Source organism: Jiella endophytica (assembly GCF_004519335.1).
Classification (GTDB): domain Bacteria; phylum Pseudomonadota; class Alphaproteobacteria; order Rhizobiales; family Rhizobiaceae; genus Jiella; species Jiella endophytica.
Genome location: NZ_SOZD01000001.1, coordinates 645,842 through 669,420, shown reverse-complemented (window position 1 = coordinate 669,420; position 23,579 = coordinate 645,842). Strand labels below are relative to the sequence as shown.

The window sequence follows — 23,579 nt, the reverse complement described above, 5'->3', positions numbered from 1 at the left end:
TGGGCTCCGCAGGCCAGCGCAGCGAATTTGACGGAGTGTCTCCGCCTCGTCTTACGCTTCGTCCGGCGACGGCGCGTCGCCATGCTGGTAGCTGACGAGGGTCTCGGTCAGCTCGGCCATGTCCGGGTCGTCCTCTGTCGCCATTCCCGGCAGCGCCGCGAGACCGTCCAGATAGGCAAGCTTCGCTTCGAGGCCGAACTGCTTCAGCGGGGCGATCGCGGCAGGGTCGTCGAAGGCACCGATGGCGATCGAAACGCTGCCGTGGCTTTCATAGGTCAGCGGGGTGCCGCAGTCCGGGCAGAAACCGCGTTCGGCGTGGTTCGACGAGCGGAAGCGTTTCGGCTCGGCCTTCGTCCAGACGAGGGAGCGGGTACGCACGAGCGGCGCGAAGAACGATCCGAACGCCTTCTGGCACATCCTGCAGTGGCAGATATGGGCCGTCCCCACGTCGATCTCGCAGCGAAAGCGGACGGCACCGCACTGGCACCCGCCTGTCTGAACGCCCATCCCGCATCTCCCGTTCTTCGCAGCCGCTTTGCTTGACGTCTTGGTATAGAGCCATGCCAGCAAAAAGAAAGCCAGACTGAATGCCATGACTGCAGACGGTCGCCGAAGCAAATGACGTGTTCGCAAGGGTTATCCGGCAGTACGATTGGAAATTAAACTATTTAAATTTCTTGCTCGCTCTGGGTGTATGTGCCATTCTGTCGCAGCGTCGAAACGACGATGGCCGATCCCGATTTGCGCTCGATGCGAGACGACGGCGATGCCCAGTCATCTTCCTGAATTGGATACCCTCGGACCGGGCGATCGCGGCGTCAAGATCGGTATCGTCGACGGCACGCCGGACCTTTCGCTGGCTTCGCTGGCCGCGGCCCGGCTGGAAATCGAGACGACGATGCGGATCGCCGAGGCCCATGGGCCGGATCCGCACGGCACCGAAATCTGCAGCCTGCTCTTCGACGAGGCACACGGCCTTGCAAGCGGCTGTTCCGGGCTGGTCCTGCCGGTGTTCTTTCCGGATTCGCGGCCGTCTCACGAGGCGCCGCGGGCGACCCAGACGGATCTCGCCCGGGCGATCTACATGGCGGTCGAACGGGGCGCCCAGATCGTGAATGTCAGCGCCGGCCAGCTTTCGGCGACGACGGAGGCGTCGCGCCATCTCGAAGACGCGCTGAAGCTCTGCGAGCGGAAGGGCGTCCTCGTCGTCGCCGCGGCTGGCAACGACGGCTGCGCCTGCCTGCATGTTCCGGCGGCGGTGCACAGCGTGCTGGCGGTCGGGGCGATGGATGCCGACGGCAGGCCGCTCGCCAGTTCGAATTTCGGCGCGAGCTATGCGTTCAACGGCATTCTGGCGCCGGGCGGCAGCCTAGTCGTCACAACCATTGGTGGAGAGATCGTCGCCAGGAGCGGCTCGAGTTTTGCCACCGCCGTGGTCAGCGGCGTCGCCGCCAGAATGCTCTCGGCGGCCAGGCGCGAGGGGGCCGAGATCGGGCCTCTCGACATCCGCAAGATCCTGATCGAGACCGCCCGCCCCTGCGATCCGCAGGCCGATGGCGAATGCGCGCGGATCCTCGCAGGCCGCCTCGACCTGTCGGCGGCGATCGAACGACTGCGTCAATTTCTGGAGCCGGAGCCGGAGGGGGCTTTCTCTCTCGCGGAATCCGAGGATGACCAAGCAGGGAGCAAGCCAATGATCAGGGAACCCATGTCCGTCAGACCGTCCGCCGCGCGGATGCCGCCGATTGGCCGGTCGAACGGCGTCGGCGGCGTCGCCCAGTCCGATTGCGGCTGCGGCTGTGGCGGCAAGAAGAAGGCCAGGCAGCAGCAGGAAGAGCTCCTTGAGGAGGAGATGCCCGAAGACGAGGAGAACGGCGCCGTCGACACGATGGCGGATGGCGACGGCTTCGACGAAGTGGACGATGGCGGCGACGTTGGCGAGGACGACGAGGTCGGGCAGTCGGCCAGGCAGTCGCGGCAGCTGCGGCCTGGTCGTTTCGCCCGCCGGCGCGCTACGATGGGACGGATCGCCACCATCGCCCAGTCCGGCGTCACCCAGCAGGGCTGCGGCTGCGGCGGCCAGAAGGAGCCGCAGAAGGTCTATGCCCTCGGCTCGGTCTGGTTCGACTTCGGCAACGAGGCCCGCTACGACGCCATCGTCCAGCGCATCGGCGATCCGGTCGCGGCGAACACGCCGACGGCGCTCATCGACATGCTGTCGAACGATCTTCCCTTCGCCACCGGCATCACCTTCATCCTGATGCAGGAGCAGATCCCCATCTACGCGATCTCGCCGGCCGGGCCCTTCGCCCAGGAGGTCTATCGCGACCTGCTCGACGCCATGCGGACCAGCCTCGACGAAACCGGCGACCTGCAGCGCGTCGCCATGCCCGGCTACGTCGCCGGCTCGACCCGGCTGATGAACGGCCAGGTGCTGCCGGTGATCTATCCGGATCCCCGTGGCCTGGCGAAATGGACCGCGCCGGAACTGGTCACCGCGGCGAAGGCGGCGATCGGCGCCGAGGACATGGACAGCGGCCCGATCTTCAACTTCCTCGTCCGGGTCTATGACGAGCTGCGCAATCTCGGCATCAGCCCGGAGGAGCGGGCGATCAACTTCGCGGCGACCAACGCCTATCAGGGCGCCAGCGTCTTTGCCGACGGGCTCAACCGCGGCCTCGAGCTCTACGGCATCACCGTCGCCAGGAGCCCGATCTGCCGGCCGGATTCCGACTGCTGGGACGTGCAGGTGACGATGTTCGACGCCGAGAACGAGCGCCGCGCCGCCCGCGTCTATCGCTTCACCGTGGATGTCAGCGAGGTCCTGCCCGTCACCGTCGGCGCCGGACGCAGCTGGAGCGTGCCGCTGAGTGCGCTGGCACCGGTCGGGATGGTCGCCTGACCGCGTTCCGGTCGCACGTCTGGAGGCATCGGACGTGACGCCGGCTTCCGCCTCCTGATTGTCGTCGGGCCGCTGGCTTGGTGTCGAAGATCGGGACGTGTCGGCGGACGGACGCGGCGGCTTCCCGCCGGTTTGTCGCACAGGCCCGGCAGGTCATGCCGGATCGATGGTTTGATCAACCGAAGGAGGAGAGACGAGCAGAAACGACAGAGTTTCGCACGGCCGGTGCGGCGGCTTCCCGCCGGCATGGCTCTGGCCTTCGACCGGCGTGCGACGGTCCGCTTGCCGCGGCAGCGGGCAGAGTAGCGTTGGCGTCTGCAGCGCGTTCGTCCGTCGAGACTGCAGGCGTCTGCATGCCGATTGTCGGCCAGTGCTGAAACCGTTTCAGAAGGAGATGTCCCATGCGTTCACCGACCATTGCCGCGCCCGTGACCCGCGGCCTCGTCGTCGCGCCCGGCCAGGGTGCCGTCAGCCAGTCGTTCAGCTGGAGCTGCCTGTGGAAGTGCGGCACCAAGCTCGTCAAATGCGCGCCGCAGTGCATTCCGAACCCGCTGAACGCCGGCTGCATCAGCTGCCTCGGCTCGTCCTGGAGCACCTGCAAGAACTGCTTCTGAGGAAGCCGGTCACCGCCGCCCTCTCCAGACGGGGCGGGCGGCGGGCGACCGCCGGGAGGCGCCGGCCTTCCGGTGGCGATGCGATGCAGATCGAAAGTTCGACCGTCTGAACCAGATACCGGTCGAGACGCGGCGGCGGCGATCGTCGCCCCGCGCACGTCCGTCCGAGAACGATCGCCAGCGAGGCAAAGGCCATGGACATGCCCCGTCAGGCGAGGCCGCAGCCTCGCGAATTCATGCAGGAAATCGTCGGGCGCCAGTGGACGCCCGAGGCCGAGGTGCGAAGCGTGCCCCAGGCGATGCTCATCGAGGAGCACGAAAAGCCGAAGCGCAAGCGCAAGAAGGCGGCCTCGGAAACCCAGTGCCTGCGCCAGCTGATGACCTTCTCGGTCGGCTGACCGCCCACGACCGTCACCGCCATCCGCGAACCGGACCAGAATCCGGCCGTTTGGGCGTGTCCACATGGCGGCCCATATCGTCGGACCATCTCCCGGAACCGCCCGGAACTCCGCCGGTCAGTGATCCGTGACGAACCGGTCGGTCGCCTCCAGCAGTTCGTGGAGGATCGCCGGCTCGCCGAAGGCGTGGCCTGCCCCTTCCACCAGCCGGTAGTCGGCCTTCGGCCAGGCCTGGGCGATCTGCCATGAGGTGATCGCTGGGGTCACGACGTCGTAGCGGCCCTGAACGATGATGCCCGGCGTATCGGCGAGGCGCTCGATGTCGGCGAGAAGCTGCCCCTCCTCCAGCCAGAGTTCGTGGAAGAAGAAGTGGTTCTCGATCCTGGCAAAGGCGATCTGGCCGTCCGTCTGCGTGGCGGCCGTCGAGGGCAGCGGCGGGGTCGATGTCCGCAGCATCACCGTCGCCGCCTCCCAGGCGGTCCAGGCGCTGGCCGCCTGCGCCCGCACGGCCCGGTCCGGATCGGTCAGGCGGCGGCGATAGGCGGCGATGAGGTCGTCCTGCTCGTTAGCCGGAATGCGCGCGACGAGATTTTCCCACTGGTCGGGAAACAGCCGGTTGGCGCCCCATTCGTAGAACCAGTCGAGCTCCGAGCGCCGGCCCGAGAAGATGCCGCGCAGGATCAGCCCGAGCGCCCGCCCGGCATGGGCTTCGGCATAGGCGAGCGCCAGCGTCGCGCCCCAGGAGCCGCCAAACAGCAGCCAGCGATCGACCTTGAGGTGGCGGCGCAGCCTTTCGAGATCGTCGACGAGGTGCCAGGTGGTGTTCGCCTCGAGAGATCCGAGCGGCACCGAGCGTCCGCAGCCGCGCTGGTCGAACAGGATGATGCGATAGCGTTGCGGATCGAAGAGGCGCCGGTGATGCGCCGAAGCGCCGCTGCCCGGCCCGCCATGCAGGAAGACGACGGGCATGCCTTCCGGATTGCCGCATTCCTCGAAATAGAGTTCGTGTCCGCCGCCGACCTCGAGCCGCCCCATGCGGTAGGGCTCGATCGGCGGATAGGGTTTCCGCAATGTCATAAAGGCGCCTTACAGCCGAATTCGTCTTCGGAGCAATCGGCAATTGGCCGCATGCACCGGGACGGCTGCCCCCATGTCAGACGAGCGGCGTGGCGACGATGAGGCGGGATCCGGCGAAAACGCCTGAACCGGCGTGGCGAGACCATCGTCCCGAGCTCGCGAGGTCGTGTGGGGCGAGTTGCCTCGGCTCGGCGCAGCCGGATGAGGCGGCAAGGCGAACAGTCGCGGCGTTGCTCCCGGGACGGGTTGGATCGCCGCGCCCTCCTCCCGTGGCGGCGCGACCAGCGCCGGGCGTCAGAAGCGCGGCCGGCGATCGGCGTCCTTGTCGCGCTCGTAGTTGAAGCCTTCTTCCCAGAGGTCGTGCAGGGCGTCTGTCTCGTCGGAATAGGGGTTGAACGCGCCGAGGCCGTGCAGCTTGAAGGCCTTGCGGCCCCGCAGCCAGATCGCCTTCTCGCTCTCCGCGACGCGCATCGCGTCGGAAAGGTCCTGCGCACTCATCGCACTCATCGTCCCGCTCCCTTATCATCTTCCCCTAGGGAATGATAAATGCTCAGTCGTGCCGATGTCGAATCGATTCTGCGCCTGGCGATCGTCGCGGGGCCGGCCGATGGCTGGCGTTCGGGCGATCGCGTTGAGACCGCGGTGAATTGCCGCCCCGCTTCATCCCTCGTCAAACCGTGCTACCGGGGACATACGAAGCTGCCAAAGCATCGGCCGGAAGATCGATCCCGGTTTTCGCCAGTCACGATGCGTCGATCGAATGAGTGAGAGCATCCTCGCGCGTCCGCCTGGACCCGCGGCGCTCCGGGAGGGACCTCATGCTTCGCGTCGCGTCCTACAACATCCGCAAGAGCGTCGGCACCGACTGGCGACGGCGCCCGCTCGAGATCCTCGCCGTCCTCAACGAGATCGACGCCGATGTCGTCGCCCTGCAGGAGGTCGATCGGCGCTTCGGCACGCGCACCTCTTCGCTGCCCCAACAGGCGATCCGCGACACCACCCGCTACGTTCCCGTCGCCCTCGACACCCGCCCCGGCGGTCTCGGCTGGCATGGCAACGCCGTCCTGGTGCGCGAGGGCATCGAGGCCGAGCGGGCCGACTGCCTGACGCTGCCGGCACTGGAGCCCCGCGGCGCCGCGGTCGTCGATCTTGTCATCGGCAAGGCGCGGCTGCGGGTCGTCGCCATGCATCTCGGCCTGCTCGGCCTCTGGCGGCGGCGGCAGACCGCGGCGATCCTTTCCCATGTCGCCCGCATGGAGCCGGGCCTGCCGACGGTGATGATGGGCGACCTCAACGAATGGAACCCCGAGGGCCGCTGTTTCGGCCTGTTCGGCAGGGACCACCAGGTGGTCATGCCCGGCCGCTCCTTTCCCTCGCGCATGCCGCTCGGCGCCCTCGACCGGTTCATCCTCAGCCCGGATGTCGATCTCGTCGAGACGAAGGTCCATGTGTCGAACCGCTCGCGCAATGCTTCGGATCATCTGCCCGTCTATGCCGACGTCGCCTTTTCCGGCAGCGAGGCGGCCGGCCGGCACATTCGCCCGCTGGTTTCCCGCGCCTGATTGCTGGCCTCGTTCAGGGCCTGTGTCGGGTCATGCTTCCGGGCTCGATGCTGTCCCCGCCTGCCTCCGTCGTGGCGGGCCTCGCGCATCGGCCGCCTGCCTCCCCCCTCCAGATGTCAGCCAGCATCTGACCTTTGCCATTGCGCTCGCACCCTGAGCCAATATGATGCCTCCCGTAGCGTATACGTTAGGGAGGAAACTGAATGGCATACGCGAACAAGATGGCGGCGTTGGGAGCGGCGCTGCTGGCATCGACGGTATTCGCTGAGGCGGCCTCGGCCGAAACGGTGCTCAAATGGGCGCATGTCTACGAGGCGAACGAGCCCTACAACACCTGCGCCGTGGCTGCCTCCGACAAGCTGAAGCAGGCGACCGACGGGCGCTATGCGATCGAGGTCTATCCGGCCTCCTCGCTCGGCAAGGAGACCGACATCAACGAAGGTCTCAGCCTCGGCACGGTCGACATCATCTATACCGGTCAGCTGTTTGCCGGCAGAGCCTACGGCCCGATCGCCATCGGCGGCGCGCCCTACATGTTCCGCGACTTCGACCACTGGGAGAAGTACCGGGATTCCGATCTCTTCAAGGAACTGTCCGAGGGCTACGACGAGGCCACCGGCAACCACATCACCTCGCTCACCTATTACGGCGAGCGGCACGTCACCTCCAACAAGCCGATCGAAAAGCCCGGGGACATGGAGGGGCTGAAGATCCGCGTGCCGAACGCGCCGCTCTACGAGATGTTTCCGAAGGCTGTCGGCGCCAATCCGACGCCGATCGCTTTCGCCGAAGTATACCTTGCACTGCAGCAAGGCACCGTCGACGCCCAGGAGAACCCGCTTCCGACCATCCAGGCGAAGAAGTTCTACGAGGTCCAGAAGGACATCAACCTGACCGGCCACATCACCGACGCGCTCCTGACCATCGTCTCCGGCTCGGCCTGGGGCGGCATGGACGAGGCCGACCAGAAGGCCCTCGAAACGGTGCTGGACGAGACCGCCGAATGCGCCACCGAGCAGGTCATCAAGAACGAGAAGGACCTCGTCCAGTGGTTCAAGGACGAGGGCGTTCAGGTCAACGAGGTCGATCGCACGCCCTTCCGCGAGGCGACGGTGAAGCTTCACAACGGCCCGGACGCCACTTGGGACAAGGCGGTCTACGACCGTCTGCAGGCGATCAAGTGACCCCCGCCTGACGAAGCGACCGGACGGCGGGTGTGCCCCGCCGTCCGATGCCTTGCTCGCCCGTCCCGGCGGCGTCCTGTCGCCGTTGTCTGCCCGTCCCGGCGCCGACGGACGCTAGCGCCCGCCTCCACCTCGCGGAGTTTCAGCCATGCCGATCCAGAGCTCCCCGGCCCGCGACGCCGCGCCGGCGCCGCCGCCACCCGCAGACGACGACATCTCCGACATCCGTCTCGTCGATACCCCGGTGATCGTCGTCTTCTGGGTGCTGGCGCTGGTCGTCTTCCTGCAGTTCTTCACCCGCTATGTCCTCAACAACTCCCTCGGCTGGACCGAGGAGATCGCCCGCTACCTCCTGATCGGCGTCACCTTCATCGGTGCCGTCGCTGCGGTGCGACGCGAGAGCCACATCGCCGTCGAACTCCTCTATACCCGCCTGCCCCGCACCGCCCGCCTCGCGCTGCAGCTCTTCGTCGACGTCGTCTCCCTGGCCTTCTACGCGGCGCTCAGCTGGCTCTGCGTCCATCTCGCCCAGCGCACCTTCCAGAAGATGACCTCGATCGACGTGCCGAAGTCGCTGGTCTACTGGATCGTCGCCGCCTGCTTCGCCGCAATGGCGCTCTATCAGCTGATGGTCCTCGTCAGGCATCTCAGCCGCCGCACCAGCCGCCTCATCGATCCCGACGCCGCGACCTCCACCGGTCCGAACCTCTGACAAGGCGGATCGCCCCATGCTCCTCGCGCTGCTCTTCGTCGTCCTCTTCGCCCTGATCGTCCTCGGTGTCCCGGTCGCCATCGCGCTGGCCGGCTCGTCGCTGGTCTTTCTCCTCCTCGACGGCCACGTGCCGAGCGTCGTCGTCGCCCACCGGATGATCAACGGCGTCGATTCCTTCCCGCTGCTCGCCGTCCCCTTCTTCATCCTCGCCGGCAATCTGATGAACACCGCCGGCATCACCGAGCGGATCTTCGACTTCGCCAAGTCCATGGTCGGCTGGATGCGCGGCGGCCTCGGTCATGTGAACATCGGCGCCTCGGTGATCTTCGCCGGCATGTCCGGCGCCGCCGTCGCCGATGCCGGCGGCCTCGGCGCCATCGAGATCAAGGCGATGCGCGACGCCAAATACGATCCGGGTTTTTCCGTCGGCATCACCGCCGCCTCCTCGACCATCGGGCCGATCATCCCGCCGTCGCTGCCGATGGTGATCTATGGCGTCGTCGCTGGCGCCTCGATCGGCCAGCTGTTTGCCGCCGGCTTCCTGCCCGGCCTGTTGATGGCCCTCGCGCTGATGGTGATGGTGGCGATCTATGCCCGCCGCCGAGGCTATCCGCGCGACCAGGCGTTCAGCCTCTCCGGCTTCGGCCGCTCGTTCCTGCGCGCCTTCCTGGCGCTGCTGACCCCGGTGATCATCGTCGGAGGCATCCTCACCGGCGCCTTCACGCCGACGGAGGCAGCGATCGCCGCCTGCGCCTGGGCGATGTTCCTCGGCACTGTCGTCTATCGCACGCTCACCTGGCGGCGCTTCCTGCGGGTCTCCATGGACACCATCGAGACCACCGCCGTCGTCCTCTTCATCGTCGGCGCCGCGGCGATCTTCGCCTGGATCCTCACCTCCAACCGGGTGCCGGAGCATTTCGCCGGGTTGATCCTTTCGGTCTCGGAAAACTGGATCGTCGTCCTCCTGCTGATCAACCTCATCCTGCTGGTCGTCGGCTGCTTCATGGAAACCGTCGCGGCGATCACCATTCTCGTCCCGGTGCTTCTGCCGGTGGCGGAAAAGGTCGGCATCGATCCGGTTCATTTCGGCGTGATCCTGGTGCTTAATCTGATGATCGGGCTTCTGACACCGCCGGTCGGCATGGTGCTCTACGTCCTCTCGCGGGTCTCCAAAGTGCCCTTCGAGCGCTGCGTCACGGCGACGCTGCCTTTCCTGGTGCCCTTGTTCCTGGTGCTCGTCCTCGTCACCTTCGTCCCCGCCATCACCATGTGGCTGCCGACGCTGATCTATCGCTGAGCGCCCGGCCGCTCGCCCGGTGCTCGGAGCCGCCCGGCCGGCGTTGGTCTTCGCCGGCCGATTGCTTACATTCCGGCGATGAGCGATTTTTACGAATCAGCGCCCTCGGCACCGCGTCCCGGCGGCATCGCCGCGAGGGCCATGGCCGCCCGGGGCAGTGCCGCGCCGGACTATCTGTCGGGCCTCAATCCCGAGCAGCGCGCTGCCGTCGAGACCACCGAGGGTCCGGTGCTGGTGCTGGCCGGCGCCGGCACCGGCAAGACCCGCGTTCTGACCACCCGCATCGCCCACATCCTCGCCACCGGCAGGGCCTATCCGAGCCAGATCCTCGCCGTCACCTTCACCAACAAGGCGGCGCGCGAGATGAAGACGCGCATCGGCATGCTGGTCGGCGGCCAGGTCGAGGGCATGCCCTGGCTCGGCACCTTCCACTCGATCGGCGTCAAAATCCTGCGCCGCCATGCCGAACTCGTCGGGCTGAAGCCGAACTTCACCATCCTCGACACCGACGACCAGATCCGGCTGATCAAGCAGCTGATCCAGGCGGAAAATCTCGACGACAAGCGCTGGCCGGCCAGAACCTTCGCCAACATGCTCGACGGCTGGAAGAACAAGGGCCTGTCGCCCAAGGACATTCCCGAGGGCGACGCCCGGGCCTTCGCCGGCAAGGGCCGCCAGCTCTACGCCGCCTATCAGGCGCGGCTGATGACGCTGAACGCCTGCGACTTCGGCGACCTCCTCATGCATCCGATCGCCCTCTTCAAGGCCAATCCCGACGTCCTTGCCGAATATCACCGCCGGTTCCGCTACATCCTCGTCGACGAGTATCAGGACACCAACGTCGCCCAGTATCTCTGGCTGCGGCTTCTGGCGCAGCAGCCCTCCAGAGGGCACGGCACCTTAGCTTCGATCTCCCCCCTTGAGGGGGAGATGGGCGGCAGCCCAGAGGGGGGCGCGCAGGGCGCTGCATCCGGACAGGTCGGTGCCGGGCCACCCCCCTCTGCCTTGCCAGGCATTTCCACCTCAAGGGGGGAGATCGAGGCGTCATCCTCCGCTCCCATCCCGGCCGAAGGCCGCAAGGGCGACCGCCCGTCGGCCGGTCAGGCCGCGCAGGCCAGCGAGCGGAGCGAGCCGCGCAGCGGCGACAGCGTGAGCGCAAACCGACCCCAGCAGATCAACATCTGCTGCGTCGGCGACGACGACCAGTCGATCTATGGCTGGCGCGGCGCCGAGGTCGACAATATCCTCAGGTTCGACAAGGATTTTCCCGGCGCCACCGTCATCCGCCTCGAGCGCAACTACCGCTCCACCGGCCACATCCTCGGCGCCGCCTCCCATCTCATCGCCCATAACGAGGACCGCCTCGGCAAGACCCTCTTCACCGACACGCCCGACCCCGAAGACCCCAAGGTCGAGGTCAATGCCGGCTGGGATTCCGAGGAAGAGGCCCGCGCCATCGGCGAGGCGATCGAGGATCTGCAGCGGCGCGAGGATCACGACCTCAACGACATGGCGATCCTGGTGCGCGCCTCCTTCCAGATGCGCTCCTTCGAGGACCGCTTCGTCACCATGGGGCTGAACTACCGCGTCATCGGCGGCCCGCGCTTTTACGAGCGCATGGAGATCCGCGATGCGCTCGCCTATTTCCGCTGCGTCTGCCAGCCGGCGGACGACCTCGCCTTCGAGCGCATCGTCAACACGCCGAAGCGCGGCCTCGGCGACGCCACCGTGCGGCTTCTCCACGACTACGCCCGCGAGCGGCAGATCCCGATCATCGCCGCAGCCGGCGAGATCACCGAGACCGAGGAGCTGAAGCCCAAGCCCCGCAACACGCTGCGCGCCGTCGTCGCCGATTTCCGCCGCTGGTCCGAGCTTCTGCCGACGATGAAGCACACCGAGCTTGCCGAGCAGATCCTCGAGGAGAGCGGCTACACCGAGATGTGGCAGAACGACCGCTCGGCCGAGGCGCCAGGGCGGCTGGAAAACCTGAAAGAACTGATCCGCTCGATGGAGGAGTACGAGTCGCTCCCCTCCTTCCTCGAACATGTCGCTTTGGTCATGGACGCCGAGCAGAACGCCGATGTCGACGCCGTCTCGATCATGACGCTGCATTCGGCCAAGGGGCTGGAATTCGAGACCGTCTTCCTGCCAGGCTGGGAAGAAGGCCTGTTCCCCCATCAGCGCGCCCTCGACGAGGGCGGCCGCTCAGGGCTGGAGGAAGAGCGCCGCCTCGCCTATGTCGGCATCACAAGGGGCAAGCGCCGGGTAAAAATCTGGTTCGTCTCCAATCGCCGCATCCACGGCCTGTGGCAGTCGACCATCCCGTCGCGCTTTCTCGACGAACTCCCCGAGGCCCATGTCGAGGTGATGGAGGCGAACACCTCCTATGGCGGCTATGGTGCCGGCGGCTTCGGCGGCTACGGCGCCTCGCGCTGGGACGGCGGCAACGCCTTCAAGGAACAGGCCTATCAGACCCCCGGCTGGCGCAGGGCCCAGGCGGCCCAGGCAGGCTTTGCCTCCGGCGGCTTTGCCGAGACCGGCAGCCGCCGCGGCGGCCCCTCCAGAGGCGGCGACGGCTGGTCGGGCGGGCGCACCCGCGAGATCACCTACGACGCCGAACCCGGCTCCCGCGGCTCGGGGGGCGGCAACGGCTCGGGCTTCGCGGGACGGATCATCGGTGGCAACGCCGGCGGTATGAACGACCCTCATCCTGAGGTGCGAGCGGAGCGACATAATCCTGAGCGTGTCGAAGGGTCGAAGGGCGAGGGTTCCGCAGGCACCGGCTTCGCGGGACGGATGGGAAGCCCTCATGGTGAGCCTGTCGAACCACTCGGGCGACCCGCCGCCGCCCCCGGCCCCAATCCTGGCCGCGGCCACAATCAGCCCCCGCAAAAGGGTTTCGGCCTCTACTCCTCCGCCAGGCGCGGCGGCCCCCGCGAGATCCAGGGCGAACTCGTCGCCAAATCCGTCGCCGACACCGAAAGCCGCTTCTCACAAGGCGACCGGGTCTTCCACCTGAAATTTGGCAACGGCACCGTCGCCCTCGTCGACGGCAACAAGCTCACCATCGACTTCGACAAGGCGGGGCAGAAGCGGGTTCTGGAGGGGTTCGTCGAGGCGGTGTGACGCGCGGCCCGGAAGAAAGGGCGCCCTCTCTCCCCCTTGCGGGAGAGAAAGCGATTTCATCGGCTTAGCCGCGCAGCGGCTAAACGATTGAAATCGCAAGAGAGGGGTGTCACCGCTTGAGCTGCCGCCCATTTTTCAAACGCTGCTACGGCGCGACACCGTCACTGTTCCTGCCAACTGCCTGTCAGCTTCGCGCCCATTCCGGCCATCTGGGCATTTTGGACTACGTGCCGAAAGCGGACGGTTAGGCAACGGTGCGCGACGCAGACGCGCGGCTTCCTGACGGCAAATCAACGACCCTCCTCGCAACGCCGATCCAAGATCCCTCCTGCCACTCTGAAGCTGCCCCAACCCTTTTTAACGGAAGCTGTTGGGGTCAAAGCGTTTCAGGAGGGGCAGCCAATCGCTCCACGAGACAGTGCCGGAAAGTTCCTGTGGACCAACAGTGTTGCGGTCGGCGGCGTAGTGGAGGGTGCGGATTAGGCTGGGACGGTCCGCTGCGCCCCGTGTTCGAGCTACGATCCGGATCAGTTTCTGCGCAATCGGCGCCACCGGTGCTCCGAGCAACCACTTCGGATTCGCTTCAGAAAATGCCAGCGTTCCCGGTGTCGCGCCGAGCACGGTGGCATTGCGAGATCGCAACCACGGAAAGTCGGCCGCATAATTTTCTAGTTGTTGGACGATCGCGCGGAGGGCAGTGCCGCCGTCACCACCACCGATGTAGAGCGGTTGGCCGCCGCGTGGATCGACGATAATGCCGAGACGGTCCCGCCCAGCCGCGAACGTGCGATCGTCAAGGCATCCATCCACCAGAAGGACAAACGGGATCCCGCTTTCCGACAGACGTCTATGCATAACTCCAACGTCGAGGGTTCCGGCGTCTGGTGCCAGTTCGGCCGCCGCTTGATCCACGACCTGCATGAGCTCTGACAGGTTGCCTGCGCCTGTCGCTGGCGCGGGCGGCCGAATGCGTGGTTCGGCGGGAGCGTCCGACATGAAAACGGACAGGCCGCCAGTCCCGGAGCGGGCCTGATGGCCCACATAGTAGACGACCAGAAGAGACGCCCGCGCTTGCTTCGCCTGCCGAGCGCTGTCTGCGAGAAAGGCGAGCACTCGGTCCCGCGTCAGGCCATCACTGGGCTTGGCGTCGAGGCTCCGGACGATGACAGGCGACCACTCGCTTAGCGCATCTCGCACCAGGCGCGCATTCTCCACATTCCAGTCCTGGTTCATATCGTCAGGAAGAAAGCGGTAGACACCCGAGGCAACCGTCAGGAGCGCCCAGCGCTTCGGAGCGACGAGCCGCTCCTTCGTGCTTGCAAGTGAGATGTGACGATCATCAGCGGCGGGAAGCCAGACGAGGGGAACTTGCTGTGCCGGTTCGAGGCTGATTGTCGACACCCCGGGCTTGATGGTTTCGGACTCGTCGTTGAGCGCAGCCGTCCGCAGCGCCTGCCATCGTTCCTCGCTGAGATCAGGTCCCTTCGAAACGGAAATCACGATCCGGGCACGCCACACGGTTCCAACGCGGAACCCCTGTTGCGAAGCGGCAGGCTGGTCGCCTTCCTGTACTGTCTCGCGAACGATGTCCTTGACGGTCAGCACCAGCGAGAGATGACGCAGGTCGCCAGCTAGGAATCGCCAGGGCCATAAGGCACCAATGCCGAGCCTGTCCGGCGTGAGAGCATGGCGATCGGCAGTGGGCGCCAGCTTTTCGACCTCCGCTTGCGCTGTGCCGATCTCAATGACCTGGCTGTCAGGCCCGACCCGATCTCCCGGAGAAAGGCGAGCGACTGGCGGCCAAGCCACTCGCGCATCCGCGGGCGCTCCCACCGCCGTTCGCAAGAACTGTTCGAGGTCATCCGCATGCACCGACGATCCCACGATCACCAAAAAGGTCACCAAGAGCAAGCGCAGGCCCAGTCGGTGCGACTTCATCGTTCGAACAGGTCTTCGGGGATCGGCACGAACCTTACGTCATCCGGCCCTTTTCCGGGTCCCAGATGTGTGGTCACGTAGTTGGTCCGCACCACCTCGAACGCGAAGACGACGGGATCGTCCACGGTGATGACAACTTCATCCCCGGCACTGACATGGACGCCCGCTCTCACCTCCACAGGCTGGGCCTTGATGTTAGCCCACGCGTCTGCACTCATCCCGGCCTTGCGGGTAAGGCGCAGCGAGACCTTACCCTCGAATGCCCGCGACACCATGAACGGAGAAACTCTTCGTTCGGCCGCCGCTTTCGCGTCCGGATCCGCAAGCACACGCTTCTTCATCTCCGCCCCGAGCATCTCGACGGCGCGTGCATTCCTGAACTCCAGCTTGGCATCCGAGGCATTGGAAGCGTCAGCTTTGACGCCAAAGAATGAGGCCACGTTGGTCTGCGCCTCAGCACCAGCGTCGAACGACAGGTCAGCCGAAAAATCAAAGGCGGGACCCCGATCGAGCGCGGGGTCGTCTCGCGCGGTGCGCTTGAGGGGAATCTTCAGATCATCCGTGAATATGGAAGCTGGAAGGCAACCAGGACGAGGGGGGAAATTCAGCACGAACGAGCCGCGCTCGATGCCGAATTGATCCGCGATCGCCTGTCGCATGTCGGCTTTCGCGATCTGCGCGGTTAGAAGGATCGCGGCAAATGCCGCTGCAGCTACATTTCGCATTGCGATCTTGGCCCTACCCTCCATTAAATGTATACTATTTATTCCGTAGGGACAACATGGGTTGTTGGCTGTCCTCGGTATCGGGCGCAGGGTGCGGGGCCGACGAACTTGCCAGTAAGGCGTCTCTCAAGCCCCGACCTGTCGCAGCGTCTCGTGCGCCCCCATCGCAGCCGCAAATCTCGCGCCTGAAAAAAGATATCCCCGCCCCCGCACCCCACCCCTATCATCCACCGACCGCCGGCCCACGGAACGGGCACGAATGATCACCGGGATCATTCGGGGGCCGGCGGGCGGTGTCCGCGCCATCGTGCCCTTCCGGAGGGCAAGGCGGTCCGGACGGTTGCGAGGCGCCGCTGGCCCCTCCTCCACTACGGGAGGTGTGCGGATCGGTCCGCTTGACCGGAGGCATCCGGGAAGAGCCAGCCGCCATCGCGACGACCCGCCCCCGAACGCGGCAGCGCCGGGGTCGCCGAAAAGGCAGCGGGTCGGAGCGATGCATCGAAACCGTAACGCACCGCGCGGGATGCCGGAGGCGGACCGTACACACATAGATTTCGGAGGGTCTGCCTCCGGCATCCCGTCGCCCGCCCACTGGAGCGCGGCGGGCGAAAAGACGCCCCATCCCTTCGCGGCTTGCGCCGGCGAGGCCGTCTTTGCGCGTCCGAGCGGCGCGCCATCCCCGCTTGACCCAGATCAACGCTGCCTCGCCCGGCCGCTGCCATCCTCCCCAACGTCACCTTTGACAGGAGGATGCCATGCCGACGCTGAAGGATTATCCGAAGACCTTTCGCCATGTCCGCCTCGAGCTCGCGCGCGAAAAGCAGCATGCCGAGGCGCGCTATCTGAGGGAGGGCCAGCATGACGGCTACGACCTCGTCGTGCCGCTCGGCGAGGACGGCAGGCTCGATGCCGATGCCTGGCAGATGGCCAACGAGAAATGCCGGGTGCGCCGCTTCGACGACGACGTCACCGATGCCGTCGGCATCCTCAGCCGCGACGAGCAGGGCCACTGGATCTTCGACTACGACCGTTCGATCGACAGCGACGACGAGATCGGCTTCCGCTTTGCGGAGGAGCGCTTCGTTCCCGGCGAATACGTCTCGGTGCTGCATGGCGGGGCGGAGCACACCTACCGGGTCGCCTTCGTGCGCGAGCTCGGCTGAACAGCCCGCGGCGGCCCTGCCGAAGCGTGAGCGGCACGACCCCGCCCCTCGGCGACGGTTGCGAGGGGGTGTCAAGGCCCGTCGCCGGACCCTTTCGCTCTGCTCTTTCCACTCGCCGCCGCGGCTCTATAAGCCGATCATGCCGATGTCCCGGCATTCGAAACCCACGAGGAGACGCTTCGTGTCGATCCTGCTTGCGCCCTACCGGCGCTATTTCGAGTTCTCCGGCCGCTCGCGCCGCAAGGAGTACTGGCTCTACATCCTGACCTTCTACGTGCTGATGTTCGTCCTCGTCTTCGTCGATTCCGCCCTCGGTCTCGGCGGCACGACCGAGACGGCGCTCGACACCACCGACGGCCTTCGCGCCAGCGCCAACGCCGAGGGCGGCGTGCTGACCGCCATCTGGGGCATCGGCAACATCATCCCGCTGATTGCCTGTGCCGTGCGCCGCCTGCACGACACCGACCGCTCCGGCTGGTGGGTGCTGATTTCGCTGATCCCACTGATCGGCTCGATCTGGCTGCTGGTGCTGATGTGCCTCGACGGCACGCAAGGGTCGAACCGCTTCGGCCCCGACCCGAAGGACCGGCTCGGCCGCAGCGCCGAGGCGGTGTTCGAATAGGCGGACCGATAGGGCGACCTTCTGCCCCGAACGCAAAAATGCGGCCCGACATGTTCGGGCCGCATTCGTCTGGCGTCATGGCGATGGATCGATGACCGGCCGCCGCGAGGCAGCCCGATCGCTCGGGGATCACTCGTCGCGATAGACCTTTTCGCGCCGCTCGTGCCGTTCCTGGGCTTCCAGCGAGAGCGTCGCGATCGGCCTTGCGTCGAGGCGCTTCAGGCTGATCGGCTCGCCGGTCTCCTCGCAATAGCCGTAGGAGCCGTCCTCGATCCGCTCGAGCGCCGCGTCGATCTTGGCGATCAGCTTGCGCTGGCGGTCGCGGGCCCGGAGCTCGATCGCCCGGTCCGTCTCGGACGAGGCGCGGTCGGCGATGTCGGCGAGGTTGGAATTGTCGTTGGCGAGCGCTTCCAGCGTCTCGCGCGCTTCGCGCAGGATCTCGGACTTCCAGCCGAGCAGCTTGCGCCGGAAATACTCTTTCTGACGGTCGTTCATGAAGGGACCGTCTTCGGACAGCGTCAGATCGGCATTGAGTGTTTCGCTCATTACGCACCTCCATTCCCGCTGGCGCGCTTATAGCGGCGGTTTGGCAACCGAACAAGTTCTCTTTGCGCCACAGTCGGTTGTCGACTTTTGATTCCAACCGACGGATTTGCTTGAGGTTTCGGATAAATCGCCGAGGCCGCTGAGGATCGCCGCCCTGGCGCCTCCAGCGCCACGCAACCTTGAAACCGTTGGAAAACCGTTGAGAATCGGCGGTCGTTAACACTTCTGCGCGAAATTTCGGCCTCCGCGCAGCGATTGCCCGGCGCGCCGTTTCGGCCTATCCAGACCGGATGAGCGGAGCCTACGGCCATCACGTCCTGATCCTGCGTCACGCCCATTCGTCCTGGGCGCGGCCCGGCCAGCGCGACCATCAGCGCCCGCTCGACGCGCGCGGCGAGGAGGATGCCGCGCGGCTGGCGAAGATTCTCGTGAAGGAAAAGCTCGCCATCGACGCCGTCGTCTGCTCGACCGCGACGCGGGCCGTCGACACGCTGGCGGCGCTGGCGCCGGCGATCGGCGACGACGTGCCGACCGAATATTCCGACGATCTCTATGCCCTCGGCACGGACGCCTATTTCGCCGCGGTAAAGGCCGAGGCGAAGGCCAGGGCGCTGCTCGTCGTCGGCCACAATCCGATGATCGAGGATTTCGCCCGCTCGCTCGCCGGCAAGGGCGAGACGGCAGCGCTCGATGCGATCGCCGAGGGCTTTCCCACCTCGGCACTGGCGATCGTCGGGCTCAAAACGCCGCTTGACGAGATCGGGCCGGGCGCCGGGCGTCTCTTGCGGGTGATCCGCCCCTGACGGCGTCTTCGCGCGGGTCACCGGCACGTGACTGCTGCCCAGGCGCAAATAGCGCGGATGCCAGCCCCCCGCCGCGCCCGACATTCGGCGATTTCCCGAGACAACTCCAGCGGCTCTTAGAAGCGGCCGCCGGAGCGCCTATATGCGGCGTCGACCCGTCACACCCGCACCGAAGATCCACGCCGCCCCATGACATCGCTTGCCGACGAGGCCCGCCTCGTTCTCGACAACGTCGCCGATCGGACGACATCGATCTTCCAGCCCACTCTGCGCCTCGGCGTCACCGGCCTGTCGCGGGCCGGCAAGACGGTGTTCATCACCGCCCTCGTCCACAATCTCCTGTCCGGCGGCCGCCTGCCGCTGTTCAAGGCGCAGGCGAACGGCCGCATTCTCGGTGCCGATCTCAGGGAGCAGCCGGACGACGCCGTCCCGCGCTTCCAGTACGAGGATCATATCCGCCGCATCGTCGAGGAGCGGGTCTGGCCGGAATCGACGCGGGCGATCTCGGAGCTTCGCCTCACCATCGCCTATGAATCCGCCTCGGCCTTCCGGCGGATGCTGCCGGGCGGCCGGCTGACCGTCGACATCGTCGACTATCCGGGCGAATGGCTGCTCGACCTGCCGCTGATCGACAAGGACTTCGCCACCTTTTCGCAGGAGTCGATTTCCCGTGCCCGGCTGCCCTCTCGCCGCAGCGAGGCGGCGCCGTTTCTGGAAAAGCTCGACGCGGTCGATCTTGCCGCCCCGGCCGACGAGGTCACCGCGCGCGATCTCTCGGTCGCCTTCGCCGACTATCTGAAGGCCTGCCGGGCCGACAAGTCGGCGCTCTCCACCCTGCCGCCCGGCCGCTTCCTGATGCCGGGAGACCTCGACGGATCGCCTGCGCTGACCTTCGCGCCGCTGCCCGTCGAGCCCGGCAAGACCTATCCCAAGGGTTCGATGGCGGCGCATCTGTCCCGCCGCTACGAGGCTTACAAGAGCGTCGTGGTCAAGCCGTTCTTCCGCAACCATTTCGCAAGGCTCGACCGGCAGATTCTGCTCGTCGACGCGCTTCAGGCGATCAATGCCGGGCCGGAAGCCGTCGCCGACCTCGAAACCGCCCTCACCGACATCCTCGCCTGCTTCCGCCCCGGCCGCGCCAGCTGGCTCGGCTCCTTGCTGACCCGGCGGATCGACCGCATCCTCGTCGCAGCGACCAAGGCCGACCACCTGCACCGGGAAAGCCACCGGCGGCTGGCGGCGATCGTCCGCCGCCTCGTCGACGATGCCGTCGCGCGGGCGAAATTCTCCGGCGCCAGGACCGAGGTTCTCGCCATGGCGGCCGTCAGGGCCACACGCGAGGCGACGGTCTCCGATGGCGGCGAGGACCTGCCGGTAATCGTCGGCACACCCGCTGCCGGGGAGACGATCGGCGACAGGCACTTCGACGGCAAGACCGAGACGGCGGTGTTTCCCGGCGACCTGCCCGAGGATCCGCGCCGGCTCTTTGATCCTGCCGGCGGCGTCGAGCCGGGCTCCTTGCGCTTCGTGCGCTTCCGTCCGCCGGTGCTGCAGCAGACCGCCGAGGGCCTGTCGCTCTCGCTGCCGCACATCCGCCTCGACCGGGCGCTGGAATTCCTTCTGGGAGACAGGCTGCAATGAGCGACGAGCCGACCGGCCGCCGGCGCGCGCCCGGCGCCTTCGACCTTCCGAGCAAGACTTCGGTGCGGCCGGCGGAAGCGCCGGCAGGCGAGAGCGTCGGCGCCGCGCCGCGGATGCCGCGCTCGATCGCTGCCGTCGAGACCATCGAACTCGACCCCGAGGACGCCATCGACGCCGAGCTGCGCGGCGATGGCGAGCCGGTGATCGAGACCCGCCGGCGCTTCTCCTTCGGCAAGCTCCTCGCCACCTCGCTCGGCCTGCTTCTGTCGATCGCCGCGGGCCTCGCCGTCGATGCCATCGTCCGCGACGTCTTCGCCCGGTCCGACTGGCTCGGCTGGACCGCCCTCGCCCTCGCGGTCCTCGCCGTCGTCGCCCTCGTCGGCATCGTCGCGAGAGAGACCATCGGGATGATGCGGCTAGCCGCCGTCGACCGCGAACGCAAGCGGGCGCTCGCCGCCTATCGCGGCGATTCCCTGCCCGAGGCGAAACTCGCCGTCGCGACCCTCGAGACCCTTCTCTCCTCGCGTCCGGAGACGGCGAGAGGCCGAGCCGAGATCGCGGCGCTGAAGGACGAGGTCATCGACGGCGCCGACCTGATCGCGCTCGCCGAGGAGCATATGCTGGGGCCCCTCGACCGCAAGGCGCGGGGGCTGGTCCTTTCCTCCGCCAAGCGTGTCTCGGTAGTGACCGCGGTCAGCCCCAAGGCGATCGTCGACGTCGCCTATGTGGTCTTCGAGAACATCAAGCTGATCCGGACGATGTCGGAGCTCTACGGCGCCCGGCCGGGAACCCTCGGCCTCCTCCGGCTGGTGCGCGACGTACTCGCCCATCTCGCCGTCACCGGCTCGATCGCCGTCGGCGACAGCCTCGTCCAGCAGGTGATCGGTCACGGTCTTGCGGCCCGCCTGTCCCAGCGGCTCGGCGAAGGGGTCGTGAACGGCCTTCTGACGGCCCGCGTCGGCCTCGCCGCGATGGACCTTTGCCGGCCGCTGCCGTTCCTGCGAGCGAAGCGTCCGCGGATCGGGGCGATCCTCTCCGAACTCACCGCGGCTTCCGGGATCGCCGACGGCGCGGAGAAGCCCCGCTGAGCGCGCCGGCACGGCAATCGCTCGGATTCGAAAGGCTTGATTAACCCTTTGAAGAGACAATCGGCATGGTAAACGGTTCCCATCCAGGAAGGGTCTTCCATGTCGCGTCTGTTGACCGCCGGTGTCGCTCTCGGTCTCGCTCTGTCCGCCGCAGGCGTCGCCCCAGCCAGAGCTGACAGCGACGAGGCATTCTTCCGGAAGGTCAGCGGCCAGTGGTCCGGGCCGGGCGAGATCGTCGCCGGCAAGTACAAGGGCACCAAGTTCGTCTGCAACTTCGCCGGCAATCAGAGCCGCAAGTCCGTCGGCGTCGCGCTGGAAGGCTCCTGCCGGGTCGGCCTGTTCTCGCAGCCGATGCGGGCCGAGGTGGTGCGGGCCGGCAGCTCCTATCGCGGCGCCTTCCAGGACGGCGCCGCCGGCAAGGGCCTCGACATCGTCTCAGGCGATGTCTCGGGCAACCGCATGATCGTCGGTCTCGACCGCAAGCAGCTGAAGGGCGCGATGATCGCCCGTCTCGACGGCGACGACCAGCTCGCCGTCACCATCTCCGTCACCGTCGCCTCGCAGCTCGTCCCGGTGATCGGCATGAGCCTCAAGCGCGAGGGCGGCTCGCGCCAGAGCGCCCTGACGGACTGACCGTCGATCTCAGTCCCCGCAGTGCGGCGACGGAACGCGCAGCACGTGCCAACGCTCTGTCAGGCTTTCCACCAGCCGCCGGAATCGGTCACCGCATCGATGCCGGCGACTGTCGTTTCGGCAAGCCTCGCCGACACTGTCGCCCCGTCGATCACCAGCTCCCGTGCGACGTCGGCGAGCGGCACCAGCACGAAGGCGCGCTCGCCGATCCGCGGATGCGGCAGCGTCAGGGCGTCGTCGCTGAATGGCCGGCCATCGTAGTCGAGCACGTCGATGTCGAGGGTGCGCGGCCCCCAGCGCTCGGCCCGTACCCGCTTGAACGCCCGCTCGGTTTCGAGGCAGAGCTCCAGAAGCGCGCGCGGCGAAAGCCGGGTATCCACCGCCGCGCAGGCGTTCAAAAATTCCGGCTGGTCGGTCTTGCCCCAGGGCGGCGTGCGGTAGAGCCGCGACACCGCTACAACGCTGCAGTCCTGCCGCTGGTCGATCCGCTTCAGCGCCGCGGCCATCGTCGCGCGGGCATCGCCGACATTGCCGCCGAGGCCGAGATAGGCTCTCGCGCTCACCAGCGATCGCCCTTCAGCGCCCGGCGCATGGCGTCGGCGATGGCCAGCGCATCGCGATTGGCCGGGACGTTGTGGACGCGGATGATGTCTGCGCCGCGCTCGCGCAGGAGGACGCTGGTGGCGGCCGAGGCGATGTCCGGCTCGGGATCCTCCCGGCCGATCGCGCCGCGCACGAAGCGCTTGCGCGACGTGCCGACGAGCAGCGGATGGCCGAGCGCCATGACCTCGGCGAAACGGGCGATGAGGATGAGGTTCTCCGGCCCGTCCTTGGCGAAGCCGAAGCCGGGGTCGAGAACGATCGCCTCCTCCGGTACGCCGGCCTTGCGGGCGATTTCGAGCGAGCGCTTCAGGAACAGGAACTGGTCGTCGATGACGTCGGGAAGCGTCTCGCGCTCGCGGCCGTTGTGCATCAGCACCAGCCCTGCCCCGGTCGTCGCGGCGACCTCGGCGATCGCCGGGTCCTTCTGGGCGCCGAAGATGTCGTTGACGATGTGGGCACCGGCCCCGACCGCCATCCGGGCGGTCTCGGATCGATAGGTGTCGACGGAGATCAGGCAGTCGGAGCGCCGTGCCAGCGCCTCGATCACCGGCATGATGCGGCGCTGCTCCTCGGCGGCGTCGACGGGCGTCGCGCCCGGGCGGGTGGATTCGCCGCCAATGTCGATGATCTTCGCGCCCTGCTCGACCATCCGCAGCGACTCGTCGACCGCCGCTTCCACCGAGGCGTAGCGGCCGCCATCGGAAAAGCTGTCGGGCGTCGCATTGAGTATGCCCATGATGGTGGCGGTCTCGCCGAGTTCCAGGCTGCGGCCATGGGCCAGCTTCCAGAGACCGCCGCGCGGCGTGATCACGTCCATCCCGAACCCTCGATCGTGAACCCGGCGCGTCTCGATCCTCAAGACCGTCCTGACGCCGGGGAGCGTCACTGGCGTAACCTTGCAGAAAAGATTGCGCAATCGTGTCCCCGGATCGGCTTGCGCCGCCG

General features: G+C 67.0%; 21 protein-coding genes and 2 pseudogenes. 15 read left to right on the top strand and 8 right to left on the bottom strand.

The features are described 5' to 3' along the window. Positions 1-51: 51 nt before the first annotated feature. A complete protein-coding gene (locus E3C22_RS03090; RefSeq protein ID WP_134760087.1) occupies positions 52-507 on the bottom strand; it encodes a GFA family protein in 456 nt (151 codons plus the stop codon). A gap of 259 nt (positions 508-766) precedes the next feature. Here E3C22_RS03090 and E3C22_RS03085 point away from each other — a divergent pair, with 259 nt between their 5' ends. The 3 genes from E3C22_RS03085 (at position 767) to E3C22_RS03075 (ending at position 3,914) form a co-directional block, all read left to right on the top strand. Next, on the top strand, positions 767-2,902 hold the full coding sequence (locus E3C22_RS03085) for a PatA/PatG family cyanobactin maturation protease (RefSeq protein ID WP_167591605.1): 2,136 nt from the start codon (positions 767-769) through the stop codon (positions 2,900-2,902). Between the two features lie 401 nt (positions 2,903-3,303). Beyond that, positions 3,304-3,516 carry a hypothetical protein gene (locus E3C22_RS03080; RefSeq protein WP_134760083.1) on the top strand — a complete coding sequence of 71 codons (213 nt, stop codon included), beginning with the start codon at positions 3,304-3,306 and terminating at the stop codon, positions 3,514-3,516. A gap of 194 nt (positions 3,517-3,710) precedes the next feature. Continuing rightward, positions 3,711-3,914: a hypothetical protein gene (locus E3C22_RS03075; protein WP_134760081.1), complete on the top strand. Its 204-nt coding sequence runs from the start codon at positions 3,711-3,713 to the stop codon at positions 3,912-3,914. A 117-nt stretch (positions 3,915-4,031) separates the two neighbouring features. On the opposite strand, the gene pip is transcribed toward E3C22_RS03075, so the two are convergent. Both pip and E3C22_RS03065 read right to left on the bottom strand, forming a co-directional pair. Further along, a complete protein-coding gene (gene pip, locus E3C22_RS03070) occupies positions 4,032-4,991 on the bottom strand; it encodes a prolyl aminopeptidase (RefSeq protein ID WP_134760079.1) in 960 nt (319 codons plus the stop codon). Positions 4,992-5,285: 294 nt separating this feature from the next. Beyond that, positions 5,286-5,498: a hypothetical protein gene (locus E3C22_RS03065; RefSeq protein ID WP_134760077.1), complete on the bottom strand. Its 213-nt coding sequence runs from the start codon at positions 5,496-5,498 to the stop codon at positions 5,286-5,288. A 311-nt stretch (positions 5,499-5,809) separates the two neighbouring features. On the opposite strand from E3C22_RS03065, the gene E3C22_RS03060 reads away from it, so the two are divergent. From E3C22_RS03060 to E3C22_RS24990, 6 genes and pseudogenes are all read left to right on the top strand, one after another. Further along, the gene (locus E3C22_RS03060; protein ID WP_134760075.1) at positions 5,810-6,553 is read left to right on the top strand and encodes an endonuclease/exonuclease/phosphatase family protein; all 744 of its coding nucleotides are present in this window, start codon (positions 5,810-5,812) and stop codon (positions 6,551-6,553) included. A 203-nt stretch (positions 6,554-6,756) separates the two neighbouring features. Continuing rightward, a complete protein-coding gene (locus E3C22_RS03055) occupies positions 6,757-7,737 on the top strand; it encodes a sialic acid TRAP transporter substrate-binding protein SiaP (protein ID WP_134760074.1) in 981 nt (326 codons plus the stop codon). Positions 7,738-7,885: 148 nt separating this feature from the next. Continuing rightward, positions 7,886-8,449, top strand: coding sequence for a TRAP transporter small permease (locus E3C22_RS03050; RefSeq protein ID WP_134760072.1), 564 nt, complete (start codon positions 7,886-7,888; stop codon positions 8,447-8,449). A gap of 16 nt (positions 8,450-8,465) precedes the next feature. Beyond that, positions 8,466-9,746, top strand: coding sequence for a TRAP transporter large permease (locus E3C22_RS03045; RefSeq protein WP_134760070.1), 1,281 nt, complete (start codon positions 8,466-8,468; stop codon positions 9,744-9,746). Between the two features lie 78 nt (positions 9,747-9,824). Further along, positions 9,825-10,736, top strand: a pseudogene (locus E3C22_RS24995) (ATP-dependent helicase); the annotation flags it as partial. Positions 10,737-10,847: 111 nt separating this feature from the next. Then, positions 10,848-12,242: pseudogene (locus E3C22_RS24990) on the top strand (ATP-dependent helicase); the annotation flags it as partial. 987 nt (positions 12,243-13,229) lie between these two features. Here the strand turns inward: E3C22_RS24990 and E3C22_RS03030 are convergent. Both E3C22_RS03030 and E3C22_RS03025 read right to left on the bottom strand, forming a co-directional pair. After that, positions 13,230-14,810: a hypothetical protein gene (locus E3C22_RS03030; protein ID WP_134760068.1), complete on the bottom strand. Its 1,581-nt coding sequence runs from the start codon at positions 14,808-14,810 to the stop codon at positions 13,230-13,232. Next, complete coding sequence (locus tag E3C22_RS03025; protein ID WP_134760066.1) at positions 14,807-15,469, bottom strand: hypothetical protein; 663 nt, start codon at positions 15,467-15,469, stop codon at positions 14,807-14,809. Before E3C22_RS03025 ends, E3C22_RS03030 begins: the two co-directional genes overlap by 4 nt. An 821-nt stretch (positions 15,470-16,290) precedes the next feature. Here E3C22_RS03025 and E3C22_RS03020 point away from each other — a divergent pair. After that, on the top strand, positions 16,291-16,698 hold the full coding sequence (locus E3C22_RS03020; protein ID WP_134760064.1) for a hypothetical protein: 408 nt from the start codon (positions 16,291-16,293) through the stop codon (positions 16,696-16,698). Positions 16,699-16,879: 181 nt separating this feature from the next. Continuing rightward, complete coding sequence (locus E3C22_RS03015; RefSeq protein WP_245514732.1) at positions 16,880-17,320, top strand: DUF805 domain-containing protein; 441 nt, start codon at positions 16,880-16,882, stop codon at positions 17,318-17,320. 129 nt (positions 17,321-17,449) lie between these two features. Here E3C22_RS03015 and dksA read toward each other — a convergent pair whose 3' ends face one another. Continuing rightward, complete coding sequence (dksA, locus tag E3C22_RS03010; RefSeq protein WP_134760060.1) at positions 17,450-17,866, bottom strand: RNA polymerase-binding protein DksA; 417 nt, start codon at positions 17,864-17,866, stop codon at positions 17,450-17,452. Between the two features lie 290 nt (positions 17,867-18,156). Here dksA and E3C22_RS03005 point away from each other — a divergent pair, with 290 nt between their 5' ends. The 4 genes from E3C22_RS03005 (at position 18,157) to E3C22_RS02990 (ending at position 22,031) form a co-directional block, all read left to right on the top strand. After that, complete coding sequence (locus E3C22_RS03005) at positions 18,157-18,669, top strand: SixA phosphatase family protein (RefSeq protein ID WP_134760058.1); 513 nt, start codon at positions 18,157-18,159, stop codon at positions 18,667-18,669. Positions 18,670-18,858: 189 nt separating this feature from the next. Then, on the top strand, positions 18,859-20,310 hold the full coding sequence (locus E3C22_RS03000) for a YcjX family GTP-binding protein (RefSeq protein WP_134760056.1): 1,452 nt from the start codon (positions 18,859-18,861) through the stop codon (positions 20,308-20,310). Beyond that, positions 20,307-21,398, top strand: coding sequence for a YcjF family protein (locus E3C22_RS02995; RefSeq protein WP_134760054.1), 1,092 nt, complete (start codon positions 20,307-20,309; stop codon positions 21,396-21,398). Before E3C22_RS03000 ends, E3C22_RS02995 begins: the two co-directional genes overlap by 4 nt. An 81-nt stretch (positions 21,399-21,479) precedes the next feature. Next, the gene (locus E3C22_RS02990; RefSeq protein ID WP_425364955.1) at positions 21,480-22,031 is read left to right on the top strand and encodes a hypothetical protein; all 552 of its coding nucleotides are present in this window, start codon (positions 21,480-21,482) and stop codon (positions 22,029-22,031) included. Positions 22,032-22,090: 59 nt separating this feature from the next. Here the strand turns inward: E3C22_RS02990 and folK are convergent, their stop codons facing one another. Next, positions 22,091-22,594: a 2-amino-4-hydroxy-6-hydroxymethyldihydropteridine diphosphokinase gene (gene folK, locus E3C22_RS02985; RefSeq protein WP_134760050.1), complete on the bottom strand. Its 504-nt coding sequence runs from the start codon at positions 22,592-22,594 to the stop codon at positions 22,091-22,093. Continuing rightward, the gene (gene folP, locus E3C22_RS02980) at positions 22,591-23,451 is read right to left on the bottom strand and encodes a dihydropteroate synthase (protein WP_134760048.1); all 861 of its coding nucleotides are present in this window, start codon (positions 23,449-23,451) and stop codon (positions 22,591-22,593) included. Before folP ends, folK begins: the two co-directional genes overlap by 4 nt. Between the last annotated feature and the right edge of the window lie 128 nt (positions 23,452-23,579).

Coding starts and splice junctions, on each gene's coding strand:
- E3C22_RS03090 (WP_134760087.1), bottom strand. CDS start 507: ATGGGCGTTCAGACAGGCGGGTGCCAGTGCGGTGCCGTCCGCTTTCGC.
- E3C22_RS03085 (WP_167591605.1), top strand. CDS start 767: ATGCCCAGTCATCTTCCTGAATTGGATACCCTCGGACCGGGCGATCGC.
- E3C22_RS03080 (WP_134760083.1), top strand. CDS start 3,304: ATGCGTTCACCGACCATTGCCGCGCCCGTGACCCGCGGCCTCGTCGTC.
- E3C22_RS03075 (WP_134760081.1), top strand. CDS start 3,711: ATGGACATGCCCCGTCAGGCGAGGCCGCAGCCTCGCGAATTCATGCAG.
- pip (WP_134760079.1), bottom strand. CDS start 4,991: ATGACATTGCGGAAACCCTATCCGCCGATCGAGCCCTACCGCATGGGG.
- E3C22_RS03065 (WP_134760077.1), bottom strand. CDS start 5,498: ATGAGTGCGATGAGTGCGCAGGACCTTTCCGACGCGATGCGCGTCGCG.
- E3C22_RS03060 (WP_134760075.1), top strand. CDS start 5,810: ATGCTTCGCGTCGCGTCCTACAACATCCGCAAGAGCGTCGGCACCGAC.
- E3C22_RS03055 (WP_134760074.1), top strand. CDS start 6,757: ATGGCATACGCGAACAAGATGGCGGCGTTGGGAGCGGCGCTGCTGGCA.
- E3C22_RS03050 (WP_134760072.1), top strand. CDS start 7,886: ATGCCGATCCAGAGCTCCCCGGCCCGCGACGCCGCGCCGGCGCCGCCG.
- E3C22_RS03045 (WP_134760070.1), top strand. CDS start 8,466: ATGCTCCTCGCGCTGCTCTTCGTCGTCCTCTTCGCCCTGATCGTCCTC.
- E3C22_RS03030 (WP_134760068.1), bottom strand. CDS start 14,810: ATGAAGTCGCACCGACTGGGCCTGCGCTTGCTCTTGGTGACCTTTTTG.
- E3C22_RS03025 (WP_134760066.1), bottom strand. CDS start 15,469: ATGCGACAGGCGATCGCGGATCAATTCGGCATCGAGCGCGGCTCGTTC.
- E3C22_RS03020 (WP_134760064.1), top strand. CDS start 16,291: ATGCCGACGCTGAAGGATTATCCGAAGACCTTTCGCCATGTCCGCCTC.
- dksA (WP_134760060.1), bottom strand. CDS start 17,866: ATGAGCGAAACACTCAATGCCGATCTGACGCTGTCCGAAGACGGTCCC.
- E3C22_RS03005 (WP_134760058.1), top strand. CDS start 18,157: ATGAGCGGAGCCTACGGCCATCACGTCCTGATCCTGCGTCACGCCCAT.
- E3C22_RS03000 (WP_134760056.1), top strand. CDS start 18,859: ATGACATCGCTTGCCGACGAGGCCCGCCTCGTTCTCGACAACGTCGCC.
- E3C22_RS02995 (WP_134760054.1), top strand. CDS start 20,307: ATGAGCGACGAGCCGACCGGCCGCCGGCGCGCGCCCGGCGCCTTCGAC.
- folP (WP_134760048.1), bottom strand. CDS start 23,451: ATGGACGTGATCACGCCGCGCGGCGGTCTCTGGAAGCTGGCCCATGGC.